The sequence below is a fragment of the Cohnella sp. CFH 77786 genome (assembly GCF_019400745.1).
Classification (GTDB): Bacteria; Bacillota; Bacilli; order Paenibacillales; family Paenibacillaceae; genus Cohnella.
Map to the genome: position 1 here is coordinate 186,327 of NZ_WJIB01000008.1, position 23,273 is coordinate 209,599.

Annotated in this window: 23 protein-coding genes; 6 read left to right on the forward strand and 17 right to left on the reverse strand. The window is 57.3% G+C overall.

Translation table 11 applies throughout. From position 1 onward, the window contains the following. Positions 1–49 precede the first annotated feature (49 nt). Positions 50–499: a VOC family protein gene (locus tag GE107_RS13345; RefSeq protein ID WP_219640466.1), complete on the forward strand. Its 450-nt coding sequence runs from the start codon at positions 50–52 to the stop codon at positions 497–499. A 78-nt stretch (positions 500–577) separates the two neighbouring features. Here GE107_RS13345 and GE107_RS13350 read toward each other — a convergent pair whose 3' ends face one another. Then, positions 578–2,275, reverse strand: a complete 1,698-nt coding sequence (locus GE107_RS13350; RefSeq protein ID WP_219640467.1) for a glycoside hydrolase family 2 protein — start codon at positions 2,273–2,275, stop codon at positions 578–580. Between the two features lie 1,361 nt (positions 2,276–3,636). Beyond that, positions 3,637–4,002 (reverse strand): helix-turn-helix domain-containing protein, encoded by a 366-nt coding sequence (locus GE107_RS13355; protein ID WP_219640468.1) that lies wholly within the window; start codon positions 4,000–4,002, stop codon positions 3,637–3,639. 137 nt (positions 4,003–4,139) lie between these two features. On the opposite strand from GE107_RS13355, the gene GE107_RS13360 reads away from it, so the two are divergent. Further along, positions 4,140–4,361 (forward strand): hypothetical protein, encoded by a 222-nt coding sequence (locus tag GE107_RS13360; protein ID WP_219640469.1) that lies wholly within the window; start codon positions 4,140–4,142, stop codon positions 4,359–4,361. A gap of 21 nt (positions 4,362–4,382) precedes the next feature. On the opposite strand, the gene GE107_RS13365 is transcribed toward GE107_RS13360, so the two are convergent. The 7 genes from GE107_RS13365 to cysT all read right to left on the reverse strand — a co-directional run bounded on the left by GE107_RS13365 (position 4,383) and on the right by cysT (position 11,003). Then, positions 4,383–4,808: a hypothetical protein gene (locus GE107_RS13365; protein WP_219640470.1), complete on the reverse strand. Its 426-nt coding sequence runs from the start codon at positions 4,806–4,808 to the stop codon at positions 4,383–4,385. 14 nt (positions 4,809–4,822) lie between these two features. After that, entirely contained in the window at positions 4,823–5,344 is a 522-nt protein-coding gene (locus tag GE107_RS13370; RefSeq protein WP_219640471.1) for a YcxB family protein, read from the reverse strand. Between the two features lie 14 nt (positions 5,345–5,358). After that, on the reverse strand, positions 5,359–6,351 hold the full coding sequence (locus GE107_RS13375) for a GNAT family N-acetyltransferase (protein ID WP_219640472.1): 993 nt from the start codon (positions 6,349–6,351) through the stop codon (positions 5,359–5,361). 857 nt (positions 6,352–7,208) lie between these two features. Continuing rightward, positions 7,209–8,297, reverse strand: coding sequence for a sulfate ABC transporter substrate-binding protein (locus GE107_RS13380; protein WP_219640473.1), 1,089 nt, complete (start codon positions 8,295–8,297; stop codon positions 7,209–7,211). Positions 8,298–8,356: 59 nt separating this feature from the next. Next, entirely contained in the window at positions 8,357–9,421 is a 1,065-nt protein-coding gene (locus GE107_RS13385) for a sulfate/molybdate ABC transporter ATP-binding protein (protein ID WP_219640474.1), read from the reverse strand. A gap of 26 nt (positions 9,422–9,447) precedes the next feature. Beyond that, complete coding sequence (locus tag GE107_RS13390) at positions 9,448–10,245, reverse strand: sulfate ABC transporter permease subunit (protein ID WP_219640475.1); 798 nt, start codon at positions 10,243–10,245, stop codon at positions 9,448–9,450. Continuing rightward, positions 10,242–11,003, reverse strand: coding sequence for a sulfate ABC transporter permease subunit CysT (gene cysT / locus GE107_RS13395; protein ID WP_370636420.1), 762 nt, complete (start codon positions 11,001–11,003; stop codon positions 10,242–10,244). Before cysT ends, GE107_RS13390 begins: the two co-directional genes overlap by 4 nt. Before the next feature lie 542 nt (positions 11,004–11,545). Between cysT and GE107_RS13400 the strand changes: the two genes are divergently transcribed. Continuing rightward, entirely contained in the window at positions 11,546–11,941 is a 396-nt protein-coding gene (locus GE107_RS13400) for a secondary thiamine-phosphate synthase enzyme YjbQ (RefSeq protein ID WP_219640477.1), read from the forward strand. Positions 11,942–12,564: 623 nt separating this feature from the next. Here the strand turns inward: GE107_RS13400 and GE107_RS13405 are convergent. Beyond that, on the reverse strand, positions 12,565–13,194 hold the full coding sequence (locus GE107_RS13405; RefSeq protein WP_219640478.1) for a YigZ family protein: 630 nt from the start codon (positions 13,192–13,194) through the stop codon (positions 12,565–12,567). Positions 13,195–13,374: 180 nt separating this feature from the next. Here GE107_RS13405 and GE107_RS13410 point away from each other — a divergent pair, with 180 nt between their 5' ends. Continuing rightward, positions 13,375–13,704: a YkgJ family cysteine cluster protein gene (locus tag GE107_RS13410; protein ID WP_219640479.1), complete on the forward strand. Its 330-nt coding sequence runs from the start codon at positions 13,375–13,377 to the stop codon at positions 13,702–13,704. On the opposite strand, the gene GE107_RS13415 is transcribed toward GE107_RS13410, so the two are convergent. The 3 genes from GE107_RS13415 to GE107_RS13425 all read right to left on the reverse strand — a co-directional run bounded on the left by GE107_RS13415 (position 13,644) and on the right by GE107_RS13425 (position 16,821). Further along, a complete protein-coding gene (locus GE107_RS13415; RefSeq protein ID WP_219640480.1) occupies positions 13,644–14,462 on the reverse strand; it encodes a carbohydrate ABC transporter permease in 819 nt (272 codons plus the stop codon). The genes GE107_RS13410 and GE107_RS13415 overlap by 61 nt on opposite strands. Then, entirely contained in the window at positions 14,462–15,358 is an 897-nt protein-coding gene (locus GE107_RS13420) for a carbohydrate ABC transporter permease (RefSeq protein ID WP_219640481.1), read from the reverse strand. The genes GE107_RS13415 and GE107_RS13420 overlap by 1 nt, the downstream gene beginning before the upstream one ends. Positions 15,359–15,450: 92 nt before the next feature. Further along, the gene (locus tag GE107_RS13425; RefSeq protein WP_219640482.1) at positions 15,451–16,821 is read right to left on the reverse strand and encodes an ABC transporter substrate-binding protein; all 1,371 of its coding nucleotides are present in this window, start codon (positions 16,819–16,821) and stop codon (positions 15,451–15,453) included. Between the two features lie 351 nt (positions 16,822–17,172). Here GE107_RS13425 and GE107_RS13430 point away from each other — a divergent pair, with 351 nt between their 5' ends. Both GE107_RS13430 and GE107_RS13435 read left to right on the forward strand, forming a co-directional pair. Beyond that, positions 17,173–18,159, forward strand: coding sequence for a glycoside hydrolase family 16 protein (locus GE107_RS13430; RefSeq protein WP_219640483.1), 987 nt, complete (start codon positions 17,173–17,175; stop codon positions 18,157–18,159). Between the two features lie 79 nt (positions 18,160–18,238). Next, positions 18,239–19,255: a LacI family DNA-binding transcriptional regulator gene (locus GE107_RS13435; protein ID WP_219640484.1), complete on the forward strand. Its 1,017-nt coding sequence runs from the start codon at positions 18,239–18,241 to the stop codon at positions 19,253–19,255. A gap of 238 nt (positions 19,256–19,493) precedes the next feature. On the opposite strand, the gene GE107_RS13440 is transcribed toward GE107_RS13435, so the two are convergent. Genes GE107_RS13440 through pdxA form a run of 4 tightly spaced genes read right to left on the reverse strand, consistent with a single transcriptional unit; the run spans position 19,494 to position 23,271 of the window. Beyond that, positions 19,494–20,177, reverse strand: a complete 684-nt coding sequence (locus GE107_RS13440; protein WP_219640485.1) for a TerC family protein — start codon at positions 20,175–20,177, stop codon at positions 19,494–19,496. Positions 20,178–20,198: 21 nt separating this feature from the next. Continuing rightward, positions 20,199–21,347 (reverse strand): sialidase family protein, encoded by a 1,149-nt coding sequence (locus GE107_RS13445; RefSeq protein ID WP_255570453.1) that lies wholly within the window; start codon positions 21,345–21,347, stop codon positions 20,199–20,201. A 2-nt stretch (positions 21,348–21,349) separates the two neighbouring features. Next, complete coding sequence (gene dapA, locus GE107_RS13450; RefSeq protein ID WP_219640600.1) at positions 21,350–22,243, reverse strand: 4-hydroxy-tetrahydrodipicolinate synthase; 894 nt, start codon at positions 22,241–22,243, stop codon at positions 21,350–21,352. Beyond that, a complete protein-coding gene (gene pdxA, locus GE107_RS13455; protein WP_219640486.1) occupies positions 22,243–23,271 on the reverse strand; it encodes a 4-hydroxythreonine-4-phosphate dehydrogenase PdxA in 1,029 nt (342 codons plus the stop codon). The genes dapA and pdxA overlap by 1 nt, the downstream gene beginning before the upstream one ends. Positions 23,272–23,273 lie beyond the last annotated feature (2 nt).

Genomic DNA, 23,273 nt, shown 5'->3' on the forward strand with positions numbered 1-23,273 from the left:
GTCCCCTCCATTTATAGTTTGATACATCACGATCCATGGAGGGATAGAATTGTTAACGACAACAGGTTTGAGTCATGTCGCTTTACACGCCAAAGATCCGAAGAGTTTGAGTGAATTTTACAACCGCGTGCTTGGACTCGAGACGGTGGGGTATTCCCCCAACTGGACGGCCACGTTCCTGCGCAGCCGCGCTTCCGAGGAAAACCATGAGCTTGCCTTCGTCGCGAGCGCCCAAATCGCTCATTTCGCTTTCAAAGCAGCCACTTTGGGAGAACTGAAACAGCTATACGCCGAGCTGACAGCCGCAGGAATTATCGTCCGGGCCACCCAGATCCAAGCCGGGTCGGTGGCGATCTTCTTCGCGGATCCGGAGGATAACCTGATCGAAGTGCATTGGCCTACTCCGCTGGCCGACCGGAAGCCTCCGTTCATTCATCCGGTCGATCTTGCCAAGACGGAGGAGGAGATCATGGAAATCCTTCGGCAGGTCAACCAATAAAGAATCATGCATGCCAAAAAAAAAAAGCCCAGGCCAACGATTGCTCGTCGAACCTGGGCTGACCTTGTCCATTTCCTGTTACAAAGGCGAATTATTCCGGTAATGTTTCTTGACCGCTTCGACCGCCATCTTCGGCCGCCGGAAATCGTCCACGACCCCTTTGTTGTTCCTCGTCCGCGCCCGCGACAGCAGCCAGCCGCTTCCTTCGGTCACGCGGCAATCGGCGAACTGCCAGATGAACGTTCCGACCACCTCGGGGCGGCTCATGTACACCTCCAGGCAGCGGTCAATGATGTCCGCTTGCCGTTCCTCGCTCCATTTGACCCGCGTCGGTTCGCGGAAGCCGTACAGCGCTGCCGCCCCGAACTCGCTGACGATCACCGGCTTGCCGGCGCCTCCGCTCTCTTCCGCCCATTTTAGTTCCTTCAAGTAAGGCTCTTCCGGATCGACATCCTCGTACCATTGGGGATATAGATTGAAGGATATGATGTCGCCCAAGTCCAGACAGATGTCCGTGAAATGTTTGCAAGTGGCGCTCGTGACCGGACGGCTGCCGTCCATCCCCCGAATTTGCGCGAACTGCTTCTCGTACATCGGACGGCCTTCCGCGTTATCACTGTCGCACTCGTTCAGCAGCCCCCAGATGACGATGGAGGGATGGCAGCCGTGCTGTTCGATCATTTCCCGGTTGCAGTCCTCGCATTGCTTCTCGAACAGGGGGTGTTTCATCCGGTCGATCCCGAGGCCCCTGGCGTGGTTTTCTTCCCACACATACAAGCCCTTCTCGTCGCACAGGTCGAGAAACCGCTCGTCGTTCGGGTAGTGGCTGGTGCGGACCGCATTCGCCCCCATGTCGAGCATCAGATCCACGTCTTTCGCCATGAGCGCAAGCGGCAAGGCGCAGCCGACGACTCCGAAATCTTCGTGGCGGTTGAAGCCTTTCAGGAAGACGGGGTTGCCGTTGACGAGCAGTTTCCGGTTTTCCAGCCGCACTTCCCGGAAACCGACCCGTTCGATGAGATCGTCGAAGGGCTCCGGACTGCCCGGTTCGTACAGACGGGCCTCCAATTCATACAGCCGCGGGGACTCCGAGCTCCAAGCCGCGGCTCCGGAGAAAGCGAAGCTCCCGCCGACCCACGCCGCTTCTCCGGCGGGAACGGCCGTTTCGCCGAAATCGATCGGATATTCCCCGCCCAGCGTCGCGCGTACTTGAACCGTCTTCGTTTGATTGGAGACATTGCGGAGCAGAACGCCGACTTCCGCGGTCCACTCCCCGTTATTCAAGGATGGCATGAACCGAATCCTCTCGATGTATGCTTCTCCGATGGTTTCCATGGCAACGGGTCTGACGATACCGCCGTAAGTGTAATAGTCGTTGGGGACGTGCAATGCCGAGTCTTCGGTAAAGCGGTTATCGACTCGCACCGCCAGTTCGTGCGCACCTTCGGCTACATCCGGGACGAGAACGGAGAAAGCCGTATACGCATTGTAGTGCTTCCCGATCGGCTGTCCGTCGAAAAACACTTCCGCGGTGTGGCTGACCCCTTTGAATTCGATCCGAAGGCGGCCCGCCTGCCGTACTTTGATTTTCTTGCGATAAACCGCCCTGCCCCGGTACGTCAGGAAGTCCGGGTGCTGCTCCCAGCATCCGGGCACCGGCATCGAATAAGCGTAATCGGAAGGCCAATCCTCACCCTCCGCTAGCGGCTGAAAATCCCACATGCCCTCCAATTCCGTCTGCGGACGAATGGCATGCTGTTCGAACAATCGAAGCATCGTCGTTTCCTCCTATCGGCTCCCGTTTTCTCCTCGCACCCCCGCCGCGACCGGCGGCAGCTGTTTCACTCGGTTGATTTTGTCTCGCTGCATGTTCATTGAACGCTTTCAAAAATCCAAACTATCGTTAAAAACCTGGATTCGCCGAAAAACCGGCCGAACGGCCGTTTTCGGGAACACGATGTACCTCAACTCTGCCGCACTTCCCGCTTATTAGGCGGAATTAAGGCACTTTGTACCTCAACTCTGCTGTTCTCCCGCTTTTATGGCGGAATTAAGGCACTTTGTACCTCAACTCTGCTGTTCTCCCGCTTTCATGGCGGAATTAAGGCACTTTGTACCTCAACTCTGCCGCTCTCCCGCTTTAATGGCGGAATTAAGGCACTTTGTACCTCAACTCTGATGCTCTCCCGCTTTTTGGGTGGAATTAAGGCACTTTGTACCTCAACTCTGATGTTCTCCCACTTTTTGGGCGGAATTAAGGCACTTTGTACCTCAACTCTAATGCTCTCCCGCTTTAATGGCGGAATCAAGGCACTTTGTACCTCAACTCTGATGCTCTCCCGCTTTAATGGCGGAATCAAGGCACTTTGTACCTCAACTCTGATGCTCTCCCGCTTTAGGCGGAATTAAGGCACTTTGTACCTCAACTCTGATGCTCTCCCGCTTTTTTGGCGGAATTAAGGCACTTTGTACCTCAACTCTGATGTTCTCCCGCTTTAATGGCGGAATTAAGGCACTTTGTACCTCAACTCTGCTGTTCTCCCGCTTTAGGCGGAATTAAGGCACTTTGTACCTCAACTCTGATGCTCTCCCGCTTTAATGGCGGAATTAAGGCACTTTGTACCTCAACTCTGATGTTCTCCCACTTTTATGGCGGAATTAAGGCACTTTTTACCTCAACTCTGCTGTTCTCCCGCTTTAATGGCGGAATTAAGGCACTTTGTACCTCAACTCTGATGCTCTCCCGCTTTTCTGGCGGAATTAAGGCACTTTGTACCTCAACTCTGCTGTTCTCCCGCTTTTATGGCGGAATTAAGGCACTTTGTACCTCAACTCTGATGCTCTCCCGCTTTTCTGGCGGAATTAAGGCACTTTGTACCTCAACTCTGCTGTTCTCCCGCTTTTATGGTGGATTTAAGGCACTTTGTACCTCAACTTTGCTGTTCTCCCCTCATTTGGGCAAATTGTATGTTGGGTCTTAGCAAGCGGGAGGATGGCAGCACGGCTTATGGGTTTGAAAATAACGTACCCTTGCCATGCTGTGGCAAGTCGGCGCGAAACTGGTCATGCACACCACACTCTGGCGGTGTTGCCATTGCAATCCCTCTGTCCAAACCATACTGGGCCCGCCCGCGGCTTCAGATCTCCGGGTTCGTCTGTCCTGCTGCGGCCTTGCTTTTTTTCCGTTTCGCTTTCAGCAGCCGGAACATTTCGAGGCTCTCGAGCAGGTGAAGCGCTTCCTCGTCGGTCAGCTCCTCGGGCTGGCCGTTCACCCAAAGCCGATTGGCCGAGATGCCTTCGCCGATCCGTCCCGTCAGCAGCCAGTCGAGGGACACCTCGTACAGGCCGGCCAGCTCTCTCAGCTTTTCGTTGTCCGGCTGCGACTTGTTGTTCTCGTATTTGGACACGGTCGTAAAATCGATGCCCAGCTGCTCGGCCACTTCGTTCTGGGTGAGCCGTTTGCTTTTCCTCGCCTGCTTCAGCCGGGTTCCGAACGTCGTCATGACTTCACTGCAGCCCCCTCTTGCAAAATATTGAAGATTAATCAATAATGGATAGTGACACATGAAAATTGTGCTAAAAATGTTTGCGGGTTGCGGATCGCAATGGCGCAAATTGAACATTCGGAGGTCGCACGTTCATGCCCGAATCGTTTATCGATGAAGACAAGGCCCTCACGAACGTAGAATGGCGATTTCCCGACGGCAGGGTCAAGGAACAACCGGTCTCCGACATGGAGCGGCTGATGTTTCTGTTGCGCATGGTCGGAGGCGTCACGATCGACGGAGAGGATTACCGTGTCGCAGGCTCTACGCTCGTCGTCGAACCGGACCGTTTCTCCGTTGCGGTTACGTTAGAGTAAGGGTGAACCCCACCCGGTGCCTTAATCTGCAGTCGGCGTATCCCGCTTGGCATGGTGCAGCCGTTCGATCCCGCGGTACATCGCGGTATATAACACGGTTATCGCGAAGCCGGAATAGAGGAATACCTCATTATCGGCGTAGCAAATATAGCTTGCACACGCACCCGCCGTCAAATCGCCCATCGCAAGTGCGGCCGATCGAAGGCGGGGCGTAGTCCGGGTTCGATCCAGTAGCTTTACTAGTTCCCAATCCGCAGCTTGAGACCCTGCCGCCAGAAACAGAACCCCGTACCATCCGTACCCCATCAAACCGAATCCGGCGAGAAACGGCCAGCTAAACAGTGACGCCCATGAAGGATTCTGGAGCAGCAGAAGAACCAGGACGAACAAAAAAAACGCAGCCGCCGAGCAAATCAACCGAAAGAAGAAACCTGCAGCGTGTTCCATGCGTTCACCGCCGATTACGCTTTCAGCTTCAGCTTTCCTCCGGGTAGGTGCCGCCGAAGCGCAGCCCGGACTTCACCCAAGTCACCGCCGACATCCCGCTTCGGGAGCATGATGACTTTGTTGCGCGCCAAGTAAATGACGATCGCTTTGGAAAACTCGCCTACCTTGAACACGTCGTCCCATGGCACGTTCACCGTCGTCTCACCGGTCGTATGCCGAATACCCCCGTCCGTCAAAGCGATGTGCTGCTCCAGCTTGGACACCTTATCGCTGGCAAAGAGCTTGGCCGTTCTCGCCCGGATTCTCCAGAGCTGGAAAGCGAGCATGACGCCGCTGATCACGAACGCGGCGGGAATCACGACCGCCAAATTCGCGGAGTCGCCCAATACGCCGCTCCACTTGGCGAATATCACGAACAAACACCAATAGAACGCGAACAGCCCGGCAAGCTGCCACCGGCCGTGATACAAATTGAATCCCGTGTAATCCTCCGCGGTCAGCGTGACCCGGATCGTATGGTCTTCCCTTTCCGGCATTTCCGTTCCCCTTCCTAAACCCCGAGCTTTTTCTCCATCACGAGCGCTTTCACCGAGCCCGACTCGCGAACGACAAGCTGTTGATCGACGATTGCGTAATCCATGTTCTGATACATCGCGACGTTGTTCTGCACCGTCTGACGCACCATGCAGCGGCAAACGTTAAGCCCCTTGCTGATGCCGAACTGCTCGACCCACTTCACCAGCCGTTTGGCATACCCTCTTCTTCTGCGGGAAGGGAGAACCGACAGCCGGAAAAAGTTGATCGTTTCCCCTTCGATGTTGTAACGCACCATGGCCGCCGGATTCTCGTCCTCATACAGGATCGCTGCGCCTTCTCCGCCCTGAAGCGCCTCCCGCACCGACTCTGCCGTTTCGTCCAGAGCGCTCGAAGGCGGAACCGCGGCCCGGTATTCTTCGAAGGCCTCGATCATGAGAGCATGGACCACCTCCGCATCGTCCGGCGTCGCTTGCCGGATCTCCACGACCGGGTCGACCCGGCTCCGCTGAGCCGAGGCCGGAACCGGTTCGGCCTGTCCTTCGGCGTCCGAAGAGGCGTCCGCATCGGCGACATCAACCGTTTCGCCGTTTGCCGTCTTCTCCTCGGCCTGCACGGTTTTGGGCTCATTCAGGAGCGAATCCGAGAAATAGGTCTTGGAAGCCCGCCCGAACAGCAGAAACAACGTCACGACTCCCAGCACCATTTCGACTTGAGGCAATAAAGAAGCGGAAAACCAAAGCACGACCAAGGACGCGATAATGGCCGGCATTCTCTTTCTCCTGCGGATAAACCACAGCGTCAGGACAACCGCGGCGACCGGAAGGAGCAAATTCACGAATGCCACCGCGATCTGGCCGCCCGTCAATTGGTCGATCTTGTACTTGGCGTTCTCCTCCGCCGTCGGCGAAACCAAGAGCCTGATGTTGACGGCGATGGCCGTAACCGATAGAAACAAGCGGATGTATAGCAGCCATATAGCGGTTCGTATACTGGTCGGTCTAGGCAAAGAAGTTCCTCCTCGATCTCTTTTCTCTACATTTCGTCGAAAGCGGATGCATTTCCTCTATTGTAGGGGTTTTTCCCCGACAGAACAAATTTGCTGGAGAAGAAAGACCGCTTGCGCGGTTCTGCTTCCTCAATTATACCTACAGCACACCTAAGGGTTTCGAAGAAATAACGTCTCCGGAAGTCACTACAGCGCCCGTAGTCGGGGATTTCGCAAAAATAACGTCTCCGGAAGTCACTACAGCGCTCGTAGTCGGGGGTTTCGCATAAATACGTCACCGGAAGTCACTACAACGCTCGTAGTCGGGGATTTCGCAAAAATAACGTCTCCGGAAGTCACTACAGCGCCCGTAGTCGGGGATTTCGCAAAAATAAAGTCTCCGGAAGTCACTACAGCGCTCGTAGTCGGGGGTTTCGCATAAATACGTCACCGGAAGTCACTACAACGCTCGTAGTCGGGGTTTCGCAAAAATAACGTCTCCGGAAGTCACTACGGCGCCCGTAGTCGGGGATTTCGCATAAATAACGTCTCCGGAAGTCACTACAGCGCTCGTAGTCAGGGGTTTCGCAAAAATAACGTCTCCGGAAATCACTACAGCGCTCGTAGTCGGGGGCTTCGCAAAAATAACGTCTCCGGAAGTCACTACAGCGCTCGTAGTCGGGGATTTCGCAAAAATAACGTCTCCGGAAGTCACTACAGCGCTCGTAGTCGGGGATTTCGAAGAAATAACGTCTCCGGAAGTCACTACAGCGCTCGTAGTCAGGGGTTTCGCAAAAATAACGTCTCCGGAAGTCACTACAGCGCTCGTAGTCAGGGATGTTTAAAAAAAAAGCGCGGCTTTCGCCGCGCTCTTCCTGTCAGGTTCCCGACAATACTTGATACCAGACGCCGCGTTTGGAATAGAGGGTTTTCCGAACCTCGTTCCACCCGCCGAGGTAGCCGATGTCGAACAGCTGCGGCGGTACCGGGTACTGGTCCTTCAACCGCTCGGCGAGCTCCGGCAGAACCGGCCGGAACCCGTGCTTGGCGAACAGCTCCTGGGCTTTCTCCCCGTGCAGGAACGCCACGAACGCTTCCGCAGCTTCCCGAACCCCATGGCGGTCCGCGTTGCGGTCCACGACGGCGGCCGGATTTTCGATCAGGATGGTAGCGTCGGGAACGACGATGTCATACTTGACGCCTTGAGCGATCCGGGCGAGCAGCTCATTCTCATACGTCACGATGACGTCCCCGACCCCGTATTCGAACGCCGCCATGGAGGCGCGGCCGCTCTTGTCCATCGATTCGATATTCCGGTGGATTTCCGCCAGAAACCGCTTGGCCGCCGCCGGATCCTTGCGTCCCGTCTCGGCCTCCGACTTCTTGAGTCCGGCCCCGTATATCGCGTTGATATCCCATTGCGCCCCGCCGGATGTCTTGGGGTTCGGATAGAGCACCTTCACGCCAGGCCGGGCCAGGTCTTCGAATCCGCGAATGCCCAGCGGATTGCCCGAGCGGGTGCCCAAGACGACGATGGACCTCGTTACCATGCCGCCATCCGGCCCCTTTTTCCAATCGGCGTCCATCAGCCCCGCCTTGACGATTTTGTCGATGTCGCCTTCCATCGCCAGCAAGGCGACGTCCGCTTCGAAACCGCCTACGATCGCCCGAGCCTGCGTGCCAGAGGCCTCGTAGGATTCCTGGAACGCGATGTTTTGTCCCGTCTTCGCTTTCCACTCCGCCTTGAACGCGGGAAGAATGTCGGTCAGCGCGTCTTTGGCGACGGAATACGCGCCGATCACGAGCGTGAGATCGCCTTTGGGCGCCGCAGCCTCATCCCCCCCGCTCTTCTGGGCAGCGCCTCCGCAAGCCGACAGCAGCAAGAGCAAACCGAGCAACGCCAGTCCCGCTCCCGTCCGGCCGGCATGATGAAACAGCCCTTTACGCTTCCGAAATTCCGGCCGCATGTCCTTTCCTCCCCACGGTACCTTCGAAGGCTCCCGCCCTTCGCGAATCCGGTTCCGGTTCAAATATGAACCGGCATCGGATCTTCCTTCAGCTTGTTTTCCATGATCCAGCTGTCGCTGTCGTTGAACAGATAAGCCCGGTGCACGAGCACTTGAACGGGATCGCCCGGATGCAGCACTTCTTTCTCCAGCGAACGGTAGGTGACGAGCTTGGACGAACCGACTTCGACCTCGACCAGCCACTCGCTGCCGCGGAAGTGCAGATGCCGCACCTTCCCGGTTTCCGTTGCCGACAGCAAGCGGAACTCGCTCGGTTTGCCGATTTCGACGTATTCCGGACGGATCAGCGCCTTCGTGCCCGGCCATGACGCGGCATCCTCGAAGCCCCGGATGGACGCGATGTTCTCCACGATGGTCGACTCCCCGATGAAACCGGCGACGAACGGCGTTTGCGGATTCTTGTAAATCTCCCACGGCGTGCCCTTCTGCTCCAGGTTTCCTTTGTTAATGATCATGATTTCGTCCGCGACTTCGATCGCTTCGTCCTGGTCGTGCGTGACGAAAATCGAAGTGATGCCGAGGCGGTCGATCATCTCTCTCAGCCAGGAACGGAGCTCCTGCCGGATCTTCGCGTCGATCGCCGCGAACGGTTCGTCGAGCAGGAGCAGCTGCGGCTCCGGCGCCAAAGCGCGGGCGAAAGCGACGCGCTGGCGCTGGCCGCCGGACAGCTGGTGCGGGTACCGCTTCTCGAAGCCGGACAAGCCGGTCAATTCGACCAATTCGGCCACGCGTTCCTTGATGCGGGGTTTGGACCATTTCTTCACTTCGAGTCCGAAGGCAATGTTGCCTTCGACCGTCATATGCTTAAAGAGCGCGTAATTCTGGAACACGAAGCCGATGCCCCGCTCCTGCGGCGGCAACTCGTTTACCCTCCGGCCGTGGAACAGAATGTCCCCCGCGTCCGGCGTCTCCAAGCCGGCAAGCATGCGGAGAATCGAGGTTTTGCCGCCGCCGCTCGGCCCGAGCAGGCCGATGAGCTGGCCCTTGGCAATCGAGAAATCGACATCCTTCACCGCTTGAAACTCGCCGAACCTCTTGTTCAATCCGCGAACTTCCACATGCATGCCCAAACACTCCCTTTTGCGTCGCCTTAATGATGTCCTTGCCTGGATTTGGCCCATTCCATGAGCAGAAGCAGCGCGACCGACCCTGCGGCCAATACGAGCGCCACGGAATTTGCCGAAGTCAGGTTGAAATTTTCCACGTCTTGATAAACCAAAGTCGTCGCCGTTTGCGTCTTGAACAAAATATTCCCCGAAACGACCAGCACGGCTCCGAATTCGCCGAGGGCCCGAGCAACCGTCAGCACGACCCCGTATACGACGCTCCACCGGATCGAAGGCCAGGTGACCCGCCAGAACGTGGTCCACCCGTATGCTCCGAGAGTGGACGCCGCTTCCTCCTGCTGGTTGCCGATTTCCTGAAGCACGGGCATCACTTCGCGAATGACCAGCGGGAACGTCACGAACAGCGTCGCGATCATCATCCCCGGCAACGCGTACACGATCTTGATGCCGGCCGAGCCGAGCAGTCCCCCGAGTGCCGTCTCCGGCCCGAGGATCAGCACGATCATGAGCCCCCCGATGACGGGAGAAACCGCGAACGGCAAATCCACGATGCTGTTCATCAGCTTCTTCAGCTTCGGACCGAGCCACGCGGCCCGGACCAGATAGAGCGAAAGCATAACGCCGAAAAAGGTATTGATCACCGTGACCGCAATGACGATCAAGGTCGTCATCCATAACGCGTGAAGGGCTTCAGGCCGGGTTAAGCCGCCTGCAAAGCCGGACCACCCCTGGTCCCAAGCGCCCATGGCGATCCGGACGACCGGGGCGCCGAGCAAGAGCGCGAATACGACGAACGTTAAAAGGATCCATAAGCGTCTCATCGGCCTTTCCTCCGTGTCTGCAAATGATTGACGAACCAGAGGATGAGGAACGAGAAGGTGAGCAGGATGACGCTGACCGCGGTCGCTCCGACCACGTTGTCGCTTTCGATTTCGCCGAAAATGTACACCGAAGCGATCAGGGTTTTGCCCGGGATGTTCCCCGCCACGAGCACGACGGCGCCGAACTCGGCCAGCGCCCGGGAGAAAGCGAGCATCGCACCGCTGGCAATGCCGGGCGCCATGTTCGGCAGGATGACGCGGAAGAATGTCGCGGCTTTGGTCGCGCCCATCGTATACGCGGCTTCCTCCTCGGCCGGATCCATCTCCTCCAGCAGCGGCTGAACGGCGCGGATCACGAACGGGAACGTGACGAACACCATCGCGATGACGATCGCCGGCTGATGGAACAGGATCGTGAAGCCGAGCCGTTCCGCCCATTGCCCGACGGGACTTTGCGGCCCGAGCAGGAGCAGGATCATAAGGCCCGCGACCGCCGTCGGGAGCGCGAACGGCAGGTCGACCATGCTGTTCAGCAGCTTGCGCCCCGGAAACCGGTAGCGGATCAGCACCCAGCCGGCCATCGTTCCGATCAGAACGTTAATGATTGTCGCGATCAGCGCCAGTTTGACCGTCAGCGCGACGGCTTTCCAGGCGAGCGGCTCCGTGACGTTGTCGGCGAACGCCCCCCACCCGGCGGACAAGGATTGTCCATAAATGCCGAGAATGGGAAACACGATCAGCAATACAAAATAAAGCATGACGGCACTGCGGAAACCCCAGCCCCACCAGCGGCTCTGTAGCGTGGAACTCACGTTGACGTGTACCTCCCGTACTCTTGGCCGTTAAGTATTTAGCATAATTCCTATTAATTTAGTCGGTATTCATACTTTAGCAGAGGTTGGCTTTGTCCGTCAACCATATGGAACGGTACAAAAGCAGTTTTTATTACCGAAACTGATATACACTATTCATTTTGCTTATGGGCGGTGTTTGGCAACAGGGGCTCGGGGAGGATTCGCCGGATGCACAAGGATTATCGGGTGGACAAAACAGGAACATTCGTTCTAAAATGGCAATATCCATGGATTCCGAAATCAGGAGGAAACCGCGTGACCCCTGTAAGGGATTCCCGATCGCCTTATACGCCCGAAGTCTCTATACACTCGTGGGCGGAAGGCGATTTGCCGCTCTTGCAGCGCACGAATACCGAAGTAAAGCGGGCCCGCCCGGGCGGACCGAAACGGAGGACGCGGCGCAGAGCAAGATGATAGCCACTACATCAAGGATAAGGTGACAAAACATGATCGTTAGGGAAACATTGCGGTCGAGCCGCCGGGACGAAATGGTGGACATTACCCGGCAGGTGGCGGCCATCGTCGCTCGGGAAGGTTGGACCGAGGGCGCCGTCCTCGTCTACTGCCCGCACACGACCGCGGGTATCGCCATCAACGAGAACGCCGACCCCGACGTGAAACGCGACGTGCTGATGCGGCTGGACGAGGTCTTTCCGTGGGAGCATCCGAAATACCGCCACGCGGAAGGCAATACGGCGGCCCACCTCAAGGCGATCACGACCGGAACGTCGCAGACCGTGATCGTGACGGGAGGTAAACTGCTGCTCGGCCGCTGGCAAGGCATCTACTTCTGCGAGTTCGACGGTCCGCGGGAACGGGAATATTATGTGAAATTCCTGTAGCTGTCGCGCGCAAAGACGCTCCGTCAGGCCCTGAGCCAGCGGAGCGTCTTCCATTGCCCAGTCGGACGGGATGCCAAGAGCGCCCGCATCCGCGAACATCTGCCGTGTCAGCGGAGATAGAGCGTAAGCGGCCGGAGATTCAGCCGGCGAATCTCTTCCGCCACGAGCCCGGCGATGCGAATCGCCCCTTGCTCTTGAAAGGCTCGCCGCCGCTGCCGAAATCGAATTTCCATGACGTCATGGGTGCTCTCTTCCTTTCGTAAGCCGGTTCTATCGAGACCTAAGAGCTAAAATACAGTTCATATCCAGTAATAAACCGCATTTTCAATGAATAAAGGCCAAAATACATTTAGCAAATACGATAATCGGTGGAACTGGACGTTTATACTCAAAATAAATGTATTTCGGCTCTTAGTCGCTCAAAAATGGGCAGATTGGGAGGAACTAACTGCATTTTGGTTCTTAGCAATCGGCAGAGTCCGGTGCTTTGGTGCTTGTGCTTGGTGCGATGGTGAATGGTGTCGGCGGTTGATCGCGGCTAATTGGCGTACATGATTGGCGGTAACCGTCTGCTTATGGAAGGGTCGGCGTTTGTTGCATCATCCCAAGGTCTTGTCAACTAACTAAGGATCCACATAGTACCCGGCGTCACCCGTCTCCAGAACGGCTTGGCCTTGGGTGACGTCCGTGATCCACAGCTTGAAGCGTTCCGCCTCTCCCTCTTCGGGGAGGCACCGTACCCGCACCCGGTCGGTGAAGTCGACACCTTCTACGCGGGTGCCGCGATCGCGAAGTACGTTCTCCAGCTTCCCATACCAAGTATAGTCGACGTCGATCGCCACCTCCCGCCGCAGCACCTTCACGATCGTCCCGGCCGCGTCGATTCCGGCAACCGCGCCGTCCGTATAAGCTCGAACCAAGCCGCCCGCACCCAGCATGATCCCGCCGAAATACCGGGTGACGACGACCACGGCGTTTTTGAGCCCGCGGTTTTTGATCACTTCCAGTATCGGCTTGCCCGCCGTGCCGCTCGGCTCTCCGTCGTCGAGCGCTTTCTGCCATTCGTCACGCTCTCCGATCAGGTAAGCCGAGCAATTGTGCGTGGCGTCCCCGTATTTTTTCTTGATTTGCTCAATGAAGGCGACGGCTTCCTCCTCCGTCTCCGCTGGACGGGCATGTCCGATGAAAAGCGATTTCTTGATGACGATTTCCTGGCTCCCGTTTTCCTTCAAAGTCGCATAACGTTCGAGCAAAACCCTTTCCCCGCTTCCTTAGTTCGGCGTTCCAGATTCCACGTTCCTCGATTCCACGTTCCTCGACTCCACGTTCCTCGATTACTCTCGATCCCTTGCTTCCTTCCATTATAACGCGCTTTCCAATCCGACTCGACTGTAATAAGATCAGAATACGATTCGATCGGAGGGGTTCGGACCATGGAATGCCGAGTCGGTTGTGCGGCCTGCTGCATCGCGATCTCGATTTCGTCGCCGATTCCGGGGATGCCAAAAGGCAAACCTGCGGGAGTCCGCTGCGTGCAATTAAACGAAAACAACGCCTGCAAGCTGTTCGGCCAGCCGGAAAGGCCGGCCGTCTGCGTGAGCCTGCAGGCGTCGGTGGAGATGTGCGGGAACGACAACGAGGATGCTTACCGGATCTTAACGGAATGGGAGCGCGCGACGTCGCCCAAAGCCTCGATATTCGATCAGAATTTGACGGAACCGGCCAAAGCCCCGCTGACCAGAAAGCGCTGCACGAACACATAAAGCACGATGAGCGGCAAGGCGACGATAATAATGCCGCAAGCGAGCAGAGGCCAGTTGTTCAAATATTGGCCGAAAAACGCGAACAGTCCCCGTGTGATCGGCTGGTACTTCGTGTCGGACAGGTAAATGGTCGGCCCGATGATGTCGTTCCAGACCCCGATTGCGGTCAGCAGGATTCCCGTTGCCAGGACCGGCTTCATGAGCGGGATCAGGATTTGGAACAGATACCTCAAGTACCCGCTTCCGTCGATCGCTGCCGCTTCGTCAAGCTCCCTCGAAATCGATTTGATATATCCGACGAACATCATGAAAGCGATGCCCGTTCCTCCGGTGCGGAGCAAAATATAGCCCCACTGCTCGTTGTATAGCCCAAGCTTGTTCGCGAGCCAAAATTGCGGAACGAGCGGGTTCGGAAGGAACAACGACATCATGAAGAACAGGTAAATCAGATTGGAAAATCGGACGTATTGGCGGGCGATCGGGAAAGCGGCGAACACCGAAAGCAGGATCGAAGCGATCGTCGCCGTCGTGGTGTACAGCAAGCTGTTCCAAATATAAGTCGAGAAATCTCCTTTTTTCCATGCCTCGGCGAAATTCCCGAACCGAAAATGCTCTGCGATGCCGACCGGGGATTTCAAAAATTCGATTTGCGTTTTCATGGCCACGTTAAAGAGGTAGAACAAAGGAAAAATATAGACGACCAGCATCGCCAGGACAACGAGATAACGGACGAAGGAAGCGGATCTCGTCTCTTGCATTACAGTTCCACCTCTCGTCTGCGCAAATAGATCAAGACGATAACCGACACCAGGAATACGAAGACGAACTGGATCATCGCACCGGCGGACGCCAGACCGTAGTCGGCCGTCCGGTTCGTCGCGATCGCGTCGCGGAACACGTCAAAGGCCAGCGTGCGCGTATTGAAGTTTCCGCCCGTGAGCACGTAGATGATATCGAACGTCTGCAGTGCCCCGATAATCGAAAGCATCATATTGACGGTAAAAGAAGGAGCGATCATCGGAAACGTAATATGCCGGAACGATTGCCAGCGGTTCGTGCCGTCGATATGGCCCGCTTCGTACAAATCCTTCGGGATCGATTGCAGTCCTGCCAGGAAAATCGTCATCGAATAGCCCATGTACATCCAGATTTGAACGAAAATAATCCACTCGAAAGCGGAATCGTAGCTGGAAAAGAACGTCGATTTGGCGCCGAACCAGCTATACACTTCCTTCATCGGACCGCCAAGCGGGTTCGTCATCATCCGCCAGACGAGGCCGGATACCGTAACGCCCAATACGACCGGCAGAAAGAACGTCGCCCGATAGAAGGCGTCGCCTTTCAGTTTGCGGTTCAGAAGGATGGCCATCCACAGGCCGATGGCATTCTGAATGACGACTACGGCGAAGGCGAAATAAACCGAGTTGCCGATCGACCGGATCCGCTCCTGCTGGTCCGACGAGAAGAAAAACTTCTCGTAATTATGCCAACCGATAAAGTGCCAGTCTACGCCCGGCAGCCCCGACGCGTTCGTGAATGAAAAAAAGATCGTCGCAACGGAAGGTCCGAATCCGAACACGACATACAGCAACAAGGGCAGCATGAGCAAGGCGAGCGGCAAGTGCCTTGCGATTCCTCTCCCGAACGGGTACATCCCATTCACCTCTCCATACCTGAGCTAGCGTTCAAGGAAGGACGGGGCCTGATTCGAGATCAGACCCCGCGATCTTTCTATTCGTATTAGATTTACTTCGGAGCGGCTGCGTCCCATTCTTTTTGGGAAAGCTCAGCCAGCTCTTTGGACGTTTTGATCGGGCCCGCCGGAGCCAGGAACTCCGCGTGGATGCTGGAACCGTTGACATGCTCGCCCGCATTGGCGCGGTTAATGAACAATTGGTCCCAAGCCAGCTTGAAATTCGACAGATATGGCTTAATCTCGTTGATGAACGGATCGTCGACCGTTACGTCGGCATTCGGCAAGAATCCGGATGCTTTCACGAACGCCGCGTAATTTTCCGGCTCGGACTGCATGGCCAGCCATTTCAGCGCGGCATCCTTGTTTTTCGATTTTTCCAGCACGACCCAGGACATGTCGTATTTGCCGGCGAGCGAAGCGTTCTGAGCGGCGTCGTTGCTGCCGGGGATCGGGAAGTAGCCGAATTCCAGGCTGGCATCGCCGGATTTGAGCGTCGGCGCGTTCCAAGTTCCGTCGGCAATCATGGCGACTTGGCCGCTGATGAACAAGCTCGGCAGCGAAGCGTAGTCGACGCCCATGAAGCCGTCGATGGCATTCTGCATCATGAACTGGGCTTTATCCAGAATTTCGATTTGCACGGGATCCGTGAACTTCGTCGAGCCGTCCCACAGTCCTTTGATGAAAGAGCCCTGGTCTTTGTGAACGGAGGCGGACAAGCCTTGAACCGCAAGGTTGAGCGGCCAAATGTCTTTGCCGGCGAAGCCGATCGGGGCGATGCCTTTGTCTTTCAGCGTTTTCACGACGTTAACGAATTCGTCCCACGTTTTCGGCACTTGCAGGTTGTTTTCGGCGAAAATCTTTTTGTTGTAGTAAAGACCGGTGAAGGATACTTTACCCATATTGATGCCGTACACTTTGCCGTTATACGTCGTGGAGTTCTGAACGTCGACCGGATTGTAGTTCTTCACGAATTCTTGGTTCGACAGATCCGCGATCAGACCCGCGTCGATCCATTGCTTCCACAACGGATCCTCGGCGCCTTTCGCCCATTCCTGGGGGATCGGAGCAAATCCGCTTTTGAGCGCCATCAGGTCGGCATCATTGGCGTTGATGCGCGTTTGCTGCAGCTGGTCGTAGGTGGCGTCCGAAGGAACGACGTCGTACACGACCTTGATGTTCGGATAGCGCTCCATGAATTTCTTGTTGAACTCTTCGTAATACTTATTGACCGGCTCGTTGATCCAGTGGATGATCTTGAGCGTTACTTCTTCTTCGGCAGGCGAAGCCGAAGACGCGGGAGCCGACGAACCAGCGGACGCGGACGGCGACGAGCTGGACTCTTCTTTACCATTGCCGCAAGCGGCTGCCACGGAAACGAACATCATGCACACCAAGAGCAATAACAACCTCTTCTTCAACACCGATTCCCCCAGTCCATTTGTAAGTCATCCGAAAGCGTCTGAATCCTTCTTGCCCATCGATTAACGAAATCGCTTTCGTAACTTCATCCCCATTATTTCCTACCCAACCCCGGTTTGTAAAGAGGGGATTGCAAATTTCTTTGTTATCCTCCGAGAATCTTCTGCCAGCCAACCTCATTCCATTCGCCATAATCCCTTGATATTATTGGAATGAAATCGAATTTCAGTTCGTTAAAAAAATCAAATCCATTCGCGAATTCGGTTTACAGCACAGCGAAACTATAGTAAACTTTGCACGAAACCGGTTTCGTTTCGGCGTCATTTTTCTATCCAATATGGGGGTCGAACGCCTTGGATAAAGGGATTCGTGTGCATTCCGGGCATCGTTTGGAGGGAAGCAGGCGAAAACTAACGCTTCTTGTTTCGCTCTTTTCGCTCGCGGCCCTGCTTGCGATTCTCTCTCTTCGATTAGGTCCTTTCCGGGACTTGGGGGCCGATCCGGCTTCACCGTCCATCCCGTCCATGGCGCCGGAATGGACGCTCGTCTGGAGCGACGATTTCTTGGGAGCATCCGGGACAGGATTGAACAAACGGGACTGGGTCCATGACATCGGAACGGGATATCCGGGCGGCGCGGCGAACTGGGGAACGGGCGAAATCGAGAAGATGACGGACAGCACCCGGAACGTGTTCCAGGACGGCTCCGGCTTGCTGCATATCAAGGCGATCCGGGAGGATGACGGCACATGGACTTCCGGCCGCGTGGAAACGGCGAGAACCGATTTCAAACCGCCCGCAGGCGGCGTCATGCGCGTGGAAGGCCGCATCCAGCTGCCGCAGGCAACGGGCCCGGAAGCCAAGGGCTACTGGCCGGCGTTCTGGATGCTCGGCGAGCCCTTCCGCGGCGTATACACGAATTGGCCGGGCGTCGGCGAGATCGATATCATGGAGAATGTGAACGGAGGCAACGCCTTGCACGGGACGCTGCATTGCGGCGTTTATCCGGGCGGCCCGTGCCTGGAGCCTAGCGGCATCGGCGGCACCGAATCCGGCTTCTCTCCTGCGCTGCAGGACGGCTTTCATACGTTCGCGGTTGAATATGACAGGAGCGCGTCCCCGGAGCAAATCCGGTGGTACGCGGACGGCAAGCTTTACCACAAGGTGACCGCCGACCAGGTGGATGCCGAAACGTGGAAGAAAGCGACCGATCACGGCTTTTTCTTGATTATGAACGTGGCGATCGGCGGAGGTTGGCCGGGCCTGCCGACTCCCGCGACGGTTTCCGGCGCGGAGATGAAGGTGGACTATGTTGCCGTATGGACCAAGTCCGGAAATTGAAGTATAGTGGTTTACGAAACCATGCGCCATTTTCGCGGGAATGCTGACCGAAATTTTCGCGCATAAGGGGATTATCGAAATGAACATCAAAATGATCGCCCAAATGGCAGGCGTCTCCGTCGCGACGGTTTCGAAAATCATCAACAACTACAGCGACGTCGGGGAAGAGACGCGGCAGCGGGTGCTCAAAATCATGGACGAGACCGGGTACAAGCCGTCTTCCTCCGCCAAAACGCTCGCCACCAAGAAATCGAACCTGATCGGCGTCGTTTTTGCGGGCGAGCTCAACTCCGATTTGAACCATCCGTTTTTCGTCAAAGTCATCAACTCATTCAAGAAGCAGATCGGCGTATTCGGCTACGACCTGCTTCTGTTTTCCAACGAAAACTTCTTCAGCGAAAAAGAGGACTACCTGGCCCGCTGCCGCCACTTCCAGGTGGACGGCTGCATCATCATCGCGGGGGACCAAGTGGAGCCGAGCGTCCACCAGCTGGACCAGAGCGACATCCCGTGCATCGGAGTCGACATCAAGCTGTCCGGCAAAAACTCGGCCTACATCATGTCCGACAACGAGAAAATCTCCGCCAAAGTGGTCGAGCACCTCTATTTGAACGGTTACCGCAAGATCGGATTCCTCGGCATTGAGCGCCATTCGGAAATCACGTCCCTCCGGGAGAACGCTTTTCGGGAGACGCTCAAAACGTTCGGTCTGGCCGTCAACCCGGACTGGTTCGTCTACAGCAGCGATTACGAGGAGGAGAATGGCTACCGGGCCGTGAAGCAGCTGATCGAGAAAGGCGCGCTGCCCGAAGCGATGTTCGCCGTATCCGATTTGCTGGCCTTCGGCGCCATCCGCGCGATGAAAGAACACGGCCTGCGGATTCCGGGCGACATGGCGCTCATCGGCTGCGACGACATCGACGCTTGCCGGTACACCGATCCGGCCCTCTCCACGGTGAAACAGGATACGGAGAAGATCGGCCGGCTTGCCGCCATGATGCTGTACGACATGGTCAACAAGCAAATGGACCCGTCCGCGATCGTGGTGGAGGCGGAGCTGGTCGCCCGGCAATCCTGCGGCAAGACGCTGCCTTGACCTCGTTCGCGCTCCTGCTTCGACGCCTCAATGGCGCACTTCCGGTTGCCAACCCGAGGCCAGCGCGCAAATAAGAGAATGCCGCATATGGCTTCCTGATAACGTATAAAGTTGTCATAACGTCTCCGTCAGCGCACGAAAGGCGCCTCGCGATTTCGCGAGGCGCCTTTCCATTCGTCGTCGATCCGTAGCGCGGGCGCGGCTACCGGCTCCCGGAGACAGCCCTCCGGAACCGCACTCAACCTCTTTCGTGACCCGTTCTCCTCTGAGCTCTCAAGGCGGCAATCCGACCGCAAGCAAGGACGGCCAAGGTCGTCACGGCTGGGATCACGACCTCGTACCCGGCCGTCACGGGATCGAGCAGGCCGTGCACCCACTCGTCCTCCTCCAGCATCTCGCCCGCCGTGTAGCCGAGCAGTCCGGCCCCCAGCCAAACGATGATGGGAAACCGTTTCATGAGACCGGTGAGCAGCTGGCTGCACCAGATAATGAGCGGGATGCTGACGGCGAGGCCGATCCCGATCAGCACCCAATCCCCCTGCGCCGCGCCGGCGACCGCCACGACATTGTCAAGGCTCATGACCACGTCGGCGATCACGATCGTCCGGATGGCTTGTCCGATCGACAGATTCCCTTTGTCCGGACCTTCCTCCTCCTCGCCCGTGAGCAGCTTAATCGCGATGTAAAGCAGCAGGAGGCCTCCGACCGCTTCGACCATCGGGATTTTCAGGAGCCAGACGGCCGCGAACGTCAGGACGAGCCGAAGCGCGACGGCCCCGAACGTGCCCCAGAAGATCGCCTTCTTCTGCTGCTGAGGCTTTAGGTTGCGGCACGCCATGGCGATGACGACCGCATTGTCGCCGCTTAACACGATATTGATCAGGATGATTTTCAGTAATCCGAGCCACCAATCCGCTTCCATGCGAGCCCCTTTCGTATGCCTTCAGCCGATAATCCACTCTTCGGACAGCACGACATGCTTCATGGATCCTCTGTTGCCGTACGCGTACGCGGCGTGGAGAAGCCCGTCCCTCGCCTGCAGGATCCACGGATATTCATAAGTTCGGTTATGATGACGATTGGCTTCGCCTGCGAATCCGTCGCCCTGCTCCAACTGGCGAATGTAAGGCCACGTGCGGCCCTCGTCCTCGGACAAGGCGATCGACACGGGATAACGCGTCTTGGGCCATACGGTCGCGTTCGGATCGTCGCCGGCTTGGAAATGATTATAAATAACGGCGAGACGCCCGCTCTGCAGCTTGATCGCGCGGATGGACGCATTGTTGTTCGGAAGCGTCGTCCGCTCCGGCTCCGACCAGGTCCGGCCGTAATCGGCCGAACGGCTGACATAGATCCAGTCGGCGGACCGGCTGCGAAAAAAAGCGCTGAGCCGCCCTTCGCCCCATTCGATGATGTTTGGATGAACCCTGCCCCGGCTTCCCGGGATCGGATATTCCGTCCACGTCCTTCCTTCGTCCGCGGAGATGCGCACGAGGCTCGTATCGTTGCCGAATACGGTTTGCCCGTCTCTGCGGCTGATCCACATCGGGAAAATCCAATCCCCGTTGCTCAGAACCTCGATGGGAGCGCGGCAGAACGAACCGGGCGTTCCGGAGAAAACTTGCGTCGGACCCCAAGTGTGTCCGTTGTCCTCCGAAACCCGGGAGCGGATTTCGGACGTTTCCTGCCGGGTTGCCGCGTCAACGTTGGTTGCCGGATTATACCGCTCCTTCTTGTCTTCCCGCGGAGCTTGGGCGGTATGCAGAAGAAGCAGCCTTCCGTCCTTCATTTGAAACAGAACCGGGTTCTGCTCCGATCGGACCGGATCGTCGGAAATCGGCACGGGATCGCTCCAGCGCAACCCCCCCTTGGGCAGCCGGGACATGACGATGCGGATGTCGCTTCTTCCTTCTTCCGTATCTCCTGCGAACCATACCATAAGAAGGTCGCCATTCTGCAACTCTATCATGCTTGGCGCATGGTTGACAATATGGGGAGTCGGAAGGAGCGCCTCCGCCGTTCCCTTTCCGGAGGGGAGCAGAAGCCCGGCTTCTCCCCGGCTTTGTTTCATAAGTTCAGCCAGTTCGTTCATTCCTATTCCCCCTTGGATTGAAATTCCTGTACCACTTTCAAGACCTGCTGCCTGGCGCTTTCGCCGAGTTCATTCACCGGAGCCCGGGGCCATCCGGCCGGAACGCCGAGGGCGTTCATCATTTCCTTCAGTACAGAAGGCATCGTCCCAAGCTTAAACGCGCTGCGGATCGGACGCAGCTTGCGCTGCTCGCGCTCCGCTCCCTCGTAATCGCCGCTCCGCCATTTCTCGTAGATCGCGACGACCGTCTCCGGCGCCACGTTGGCCGTGGCCGCCACGGCCCCCGTTCCTCCCGCCATCAGCGTGGACAGAATCAGCGAATCGGTACCCGCCAGCACGGCGAAATCGGAAGATGCCGACGCATCCAAGTACCCCAGGATGTTGTCGAACGCGCCGCTGCTGTCCTTGATCCCGATGATGCTCGGGACGCGGGACAATTCCCCGACGGACTGAGGCGACAAAGAGTTACCCGTAAGAGACGGAATGTTGTAGAGCAGGATCGGCAAGTCGACGGCGGCGGCCAACTCTTGGTAGTGGCGCACCATCTCGGCTTGCGTGAGCTTGAGGAACGCCGGAGTAATGACGGAAGCCGCCGAGACGCCCAATTCCTTCATAACCCGCGTCAAGCGGATCGTCTCCCGCGTGCTCTCCGCCCCGCTGCCCGCGAATACCGGAACCGCGCCCGCGGCTTCGTCCGCCACGATGGAAGCGACCCGGATTTTCTCTTCGTAGGACAAGGCAAAAAACTCTCCATTGCTCCCCAAGCAGAACAAGCCGTGGACGCCGGCGCCGATCAGCCGCCGCACCGTAACCCGCAGCGCGTTCTCGTTGATTTCCTCATCTCCGTGAAACGGCGTGACCAAAGCCGGAATAATTCCTTGCGGAACGAACGGCATCACTCGATCCCTCCCTGCACTTCGGATGGAGACATCCGCTTGGGCGCCAGCTCGACGGCCATCCGGATCGCTTCCAGCAGGGAACCCTCATCCGCTTTCCCCGTCCCCGCGATATCGAACGCCGTTCCGTGATCCACGGAGGTCCGGATGATGCCTCCCTTCAGCCCCACGGTAATGTTCACGCCGGCTTCCAGACCAAGCACTTTGATCGGGCCGTGGCCCTGGTCGTGGTAACACGCGACCACGATGTCGAAGTCACCCCGCACCGCGCGATAGAACAACGTATCCGCCGGCAGCGGTCCGTGTACGTCGATGCCTTCGGAACGCGCCTGTTCGATGCCCGGCACGAGCTTCTCTTCCTCTTCTCCTTCCCCGAACAGCCCGTTCTCCCCCGCATGGGGATTGATTCCGCACACGGCGATCCGAGGCGAGGCATACCCGGCGCGGGTCAGCGTCTCGTGCGCGAGCTTCAGCACCTTGTACGTCCGCTCAGGCGTGATGCTCTGCACGGCCTTGATCAATCCGACGTGCGTGGTCAGGTGGATCACCTTCAGCTTCGGAGCGGAAAGCATCATCGAGTAGTCGTCGGTATCGGTCAGCTCGGCCAGAATTTCCGTATGTCCGGGGTACGAGTGTCCGCCCTTGCGGAGCGCTTCCTTGTTCAGCGGAGCCGTGCAGATCGCGTCGATTTCTTGGGCCTGCGCAAGCGCCACCGCTTTCTCGATGTACCGGAACGCCGCGTTCCCCGCCTCAGCCGACAACCGGCCGACCGGCAAATCCGCGGGCAGCATTCCCAAATCCAGCACGTCGATCGCGCCAAGCTCGTATTTCCCTTCCGAAGGCGACCCGACAGACCGGAAGCCGCACTTCACGCCGGCGAAATCCGCCGCTCTCGCCAGGATGGCGAGATCCCCGATCACGAGCGGCCGTGCTTCGCGGTACACGGCCTCCGACCGCAGCGCTTTGACGATGATTTCCGGCCCGATGCCGGCGGCATCGCCCATTGTAATTCCGATAACGGGTCGCATGA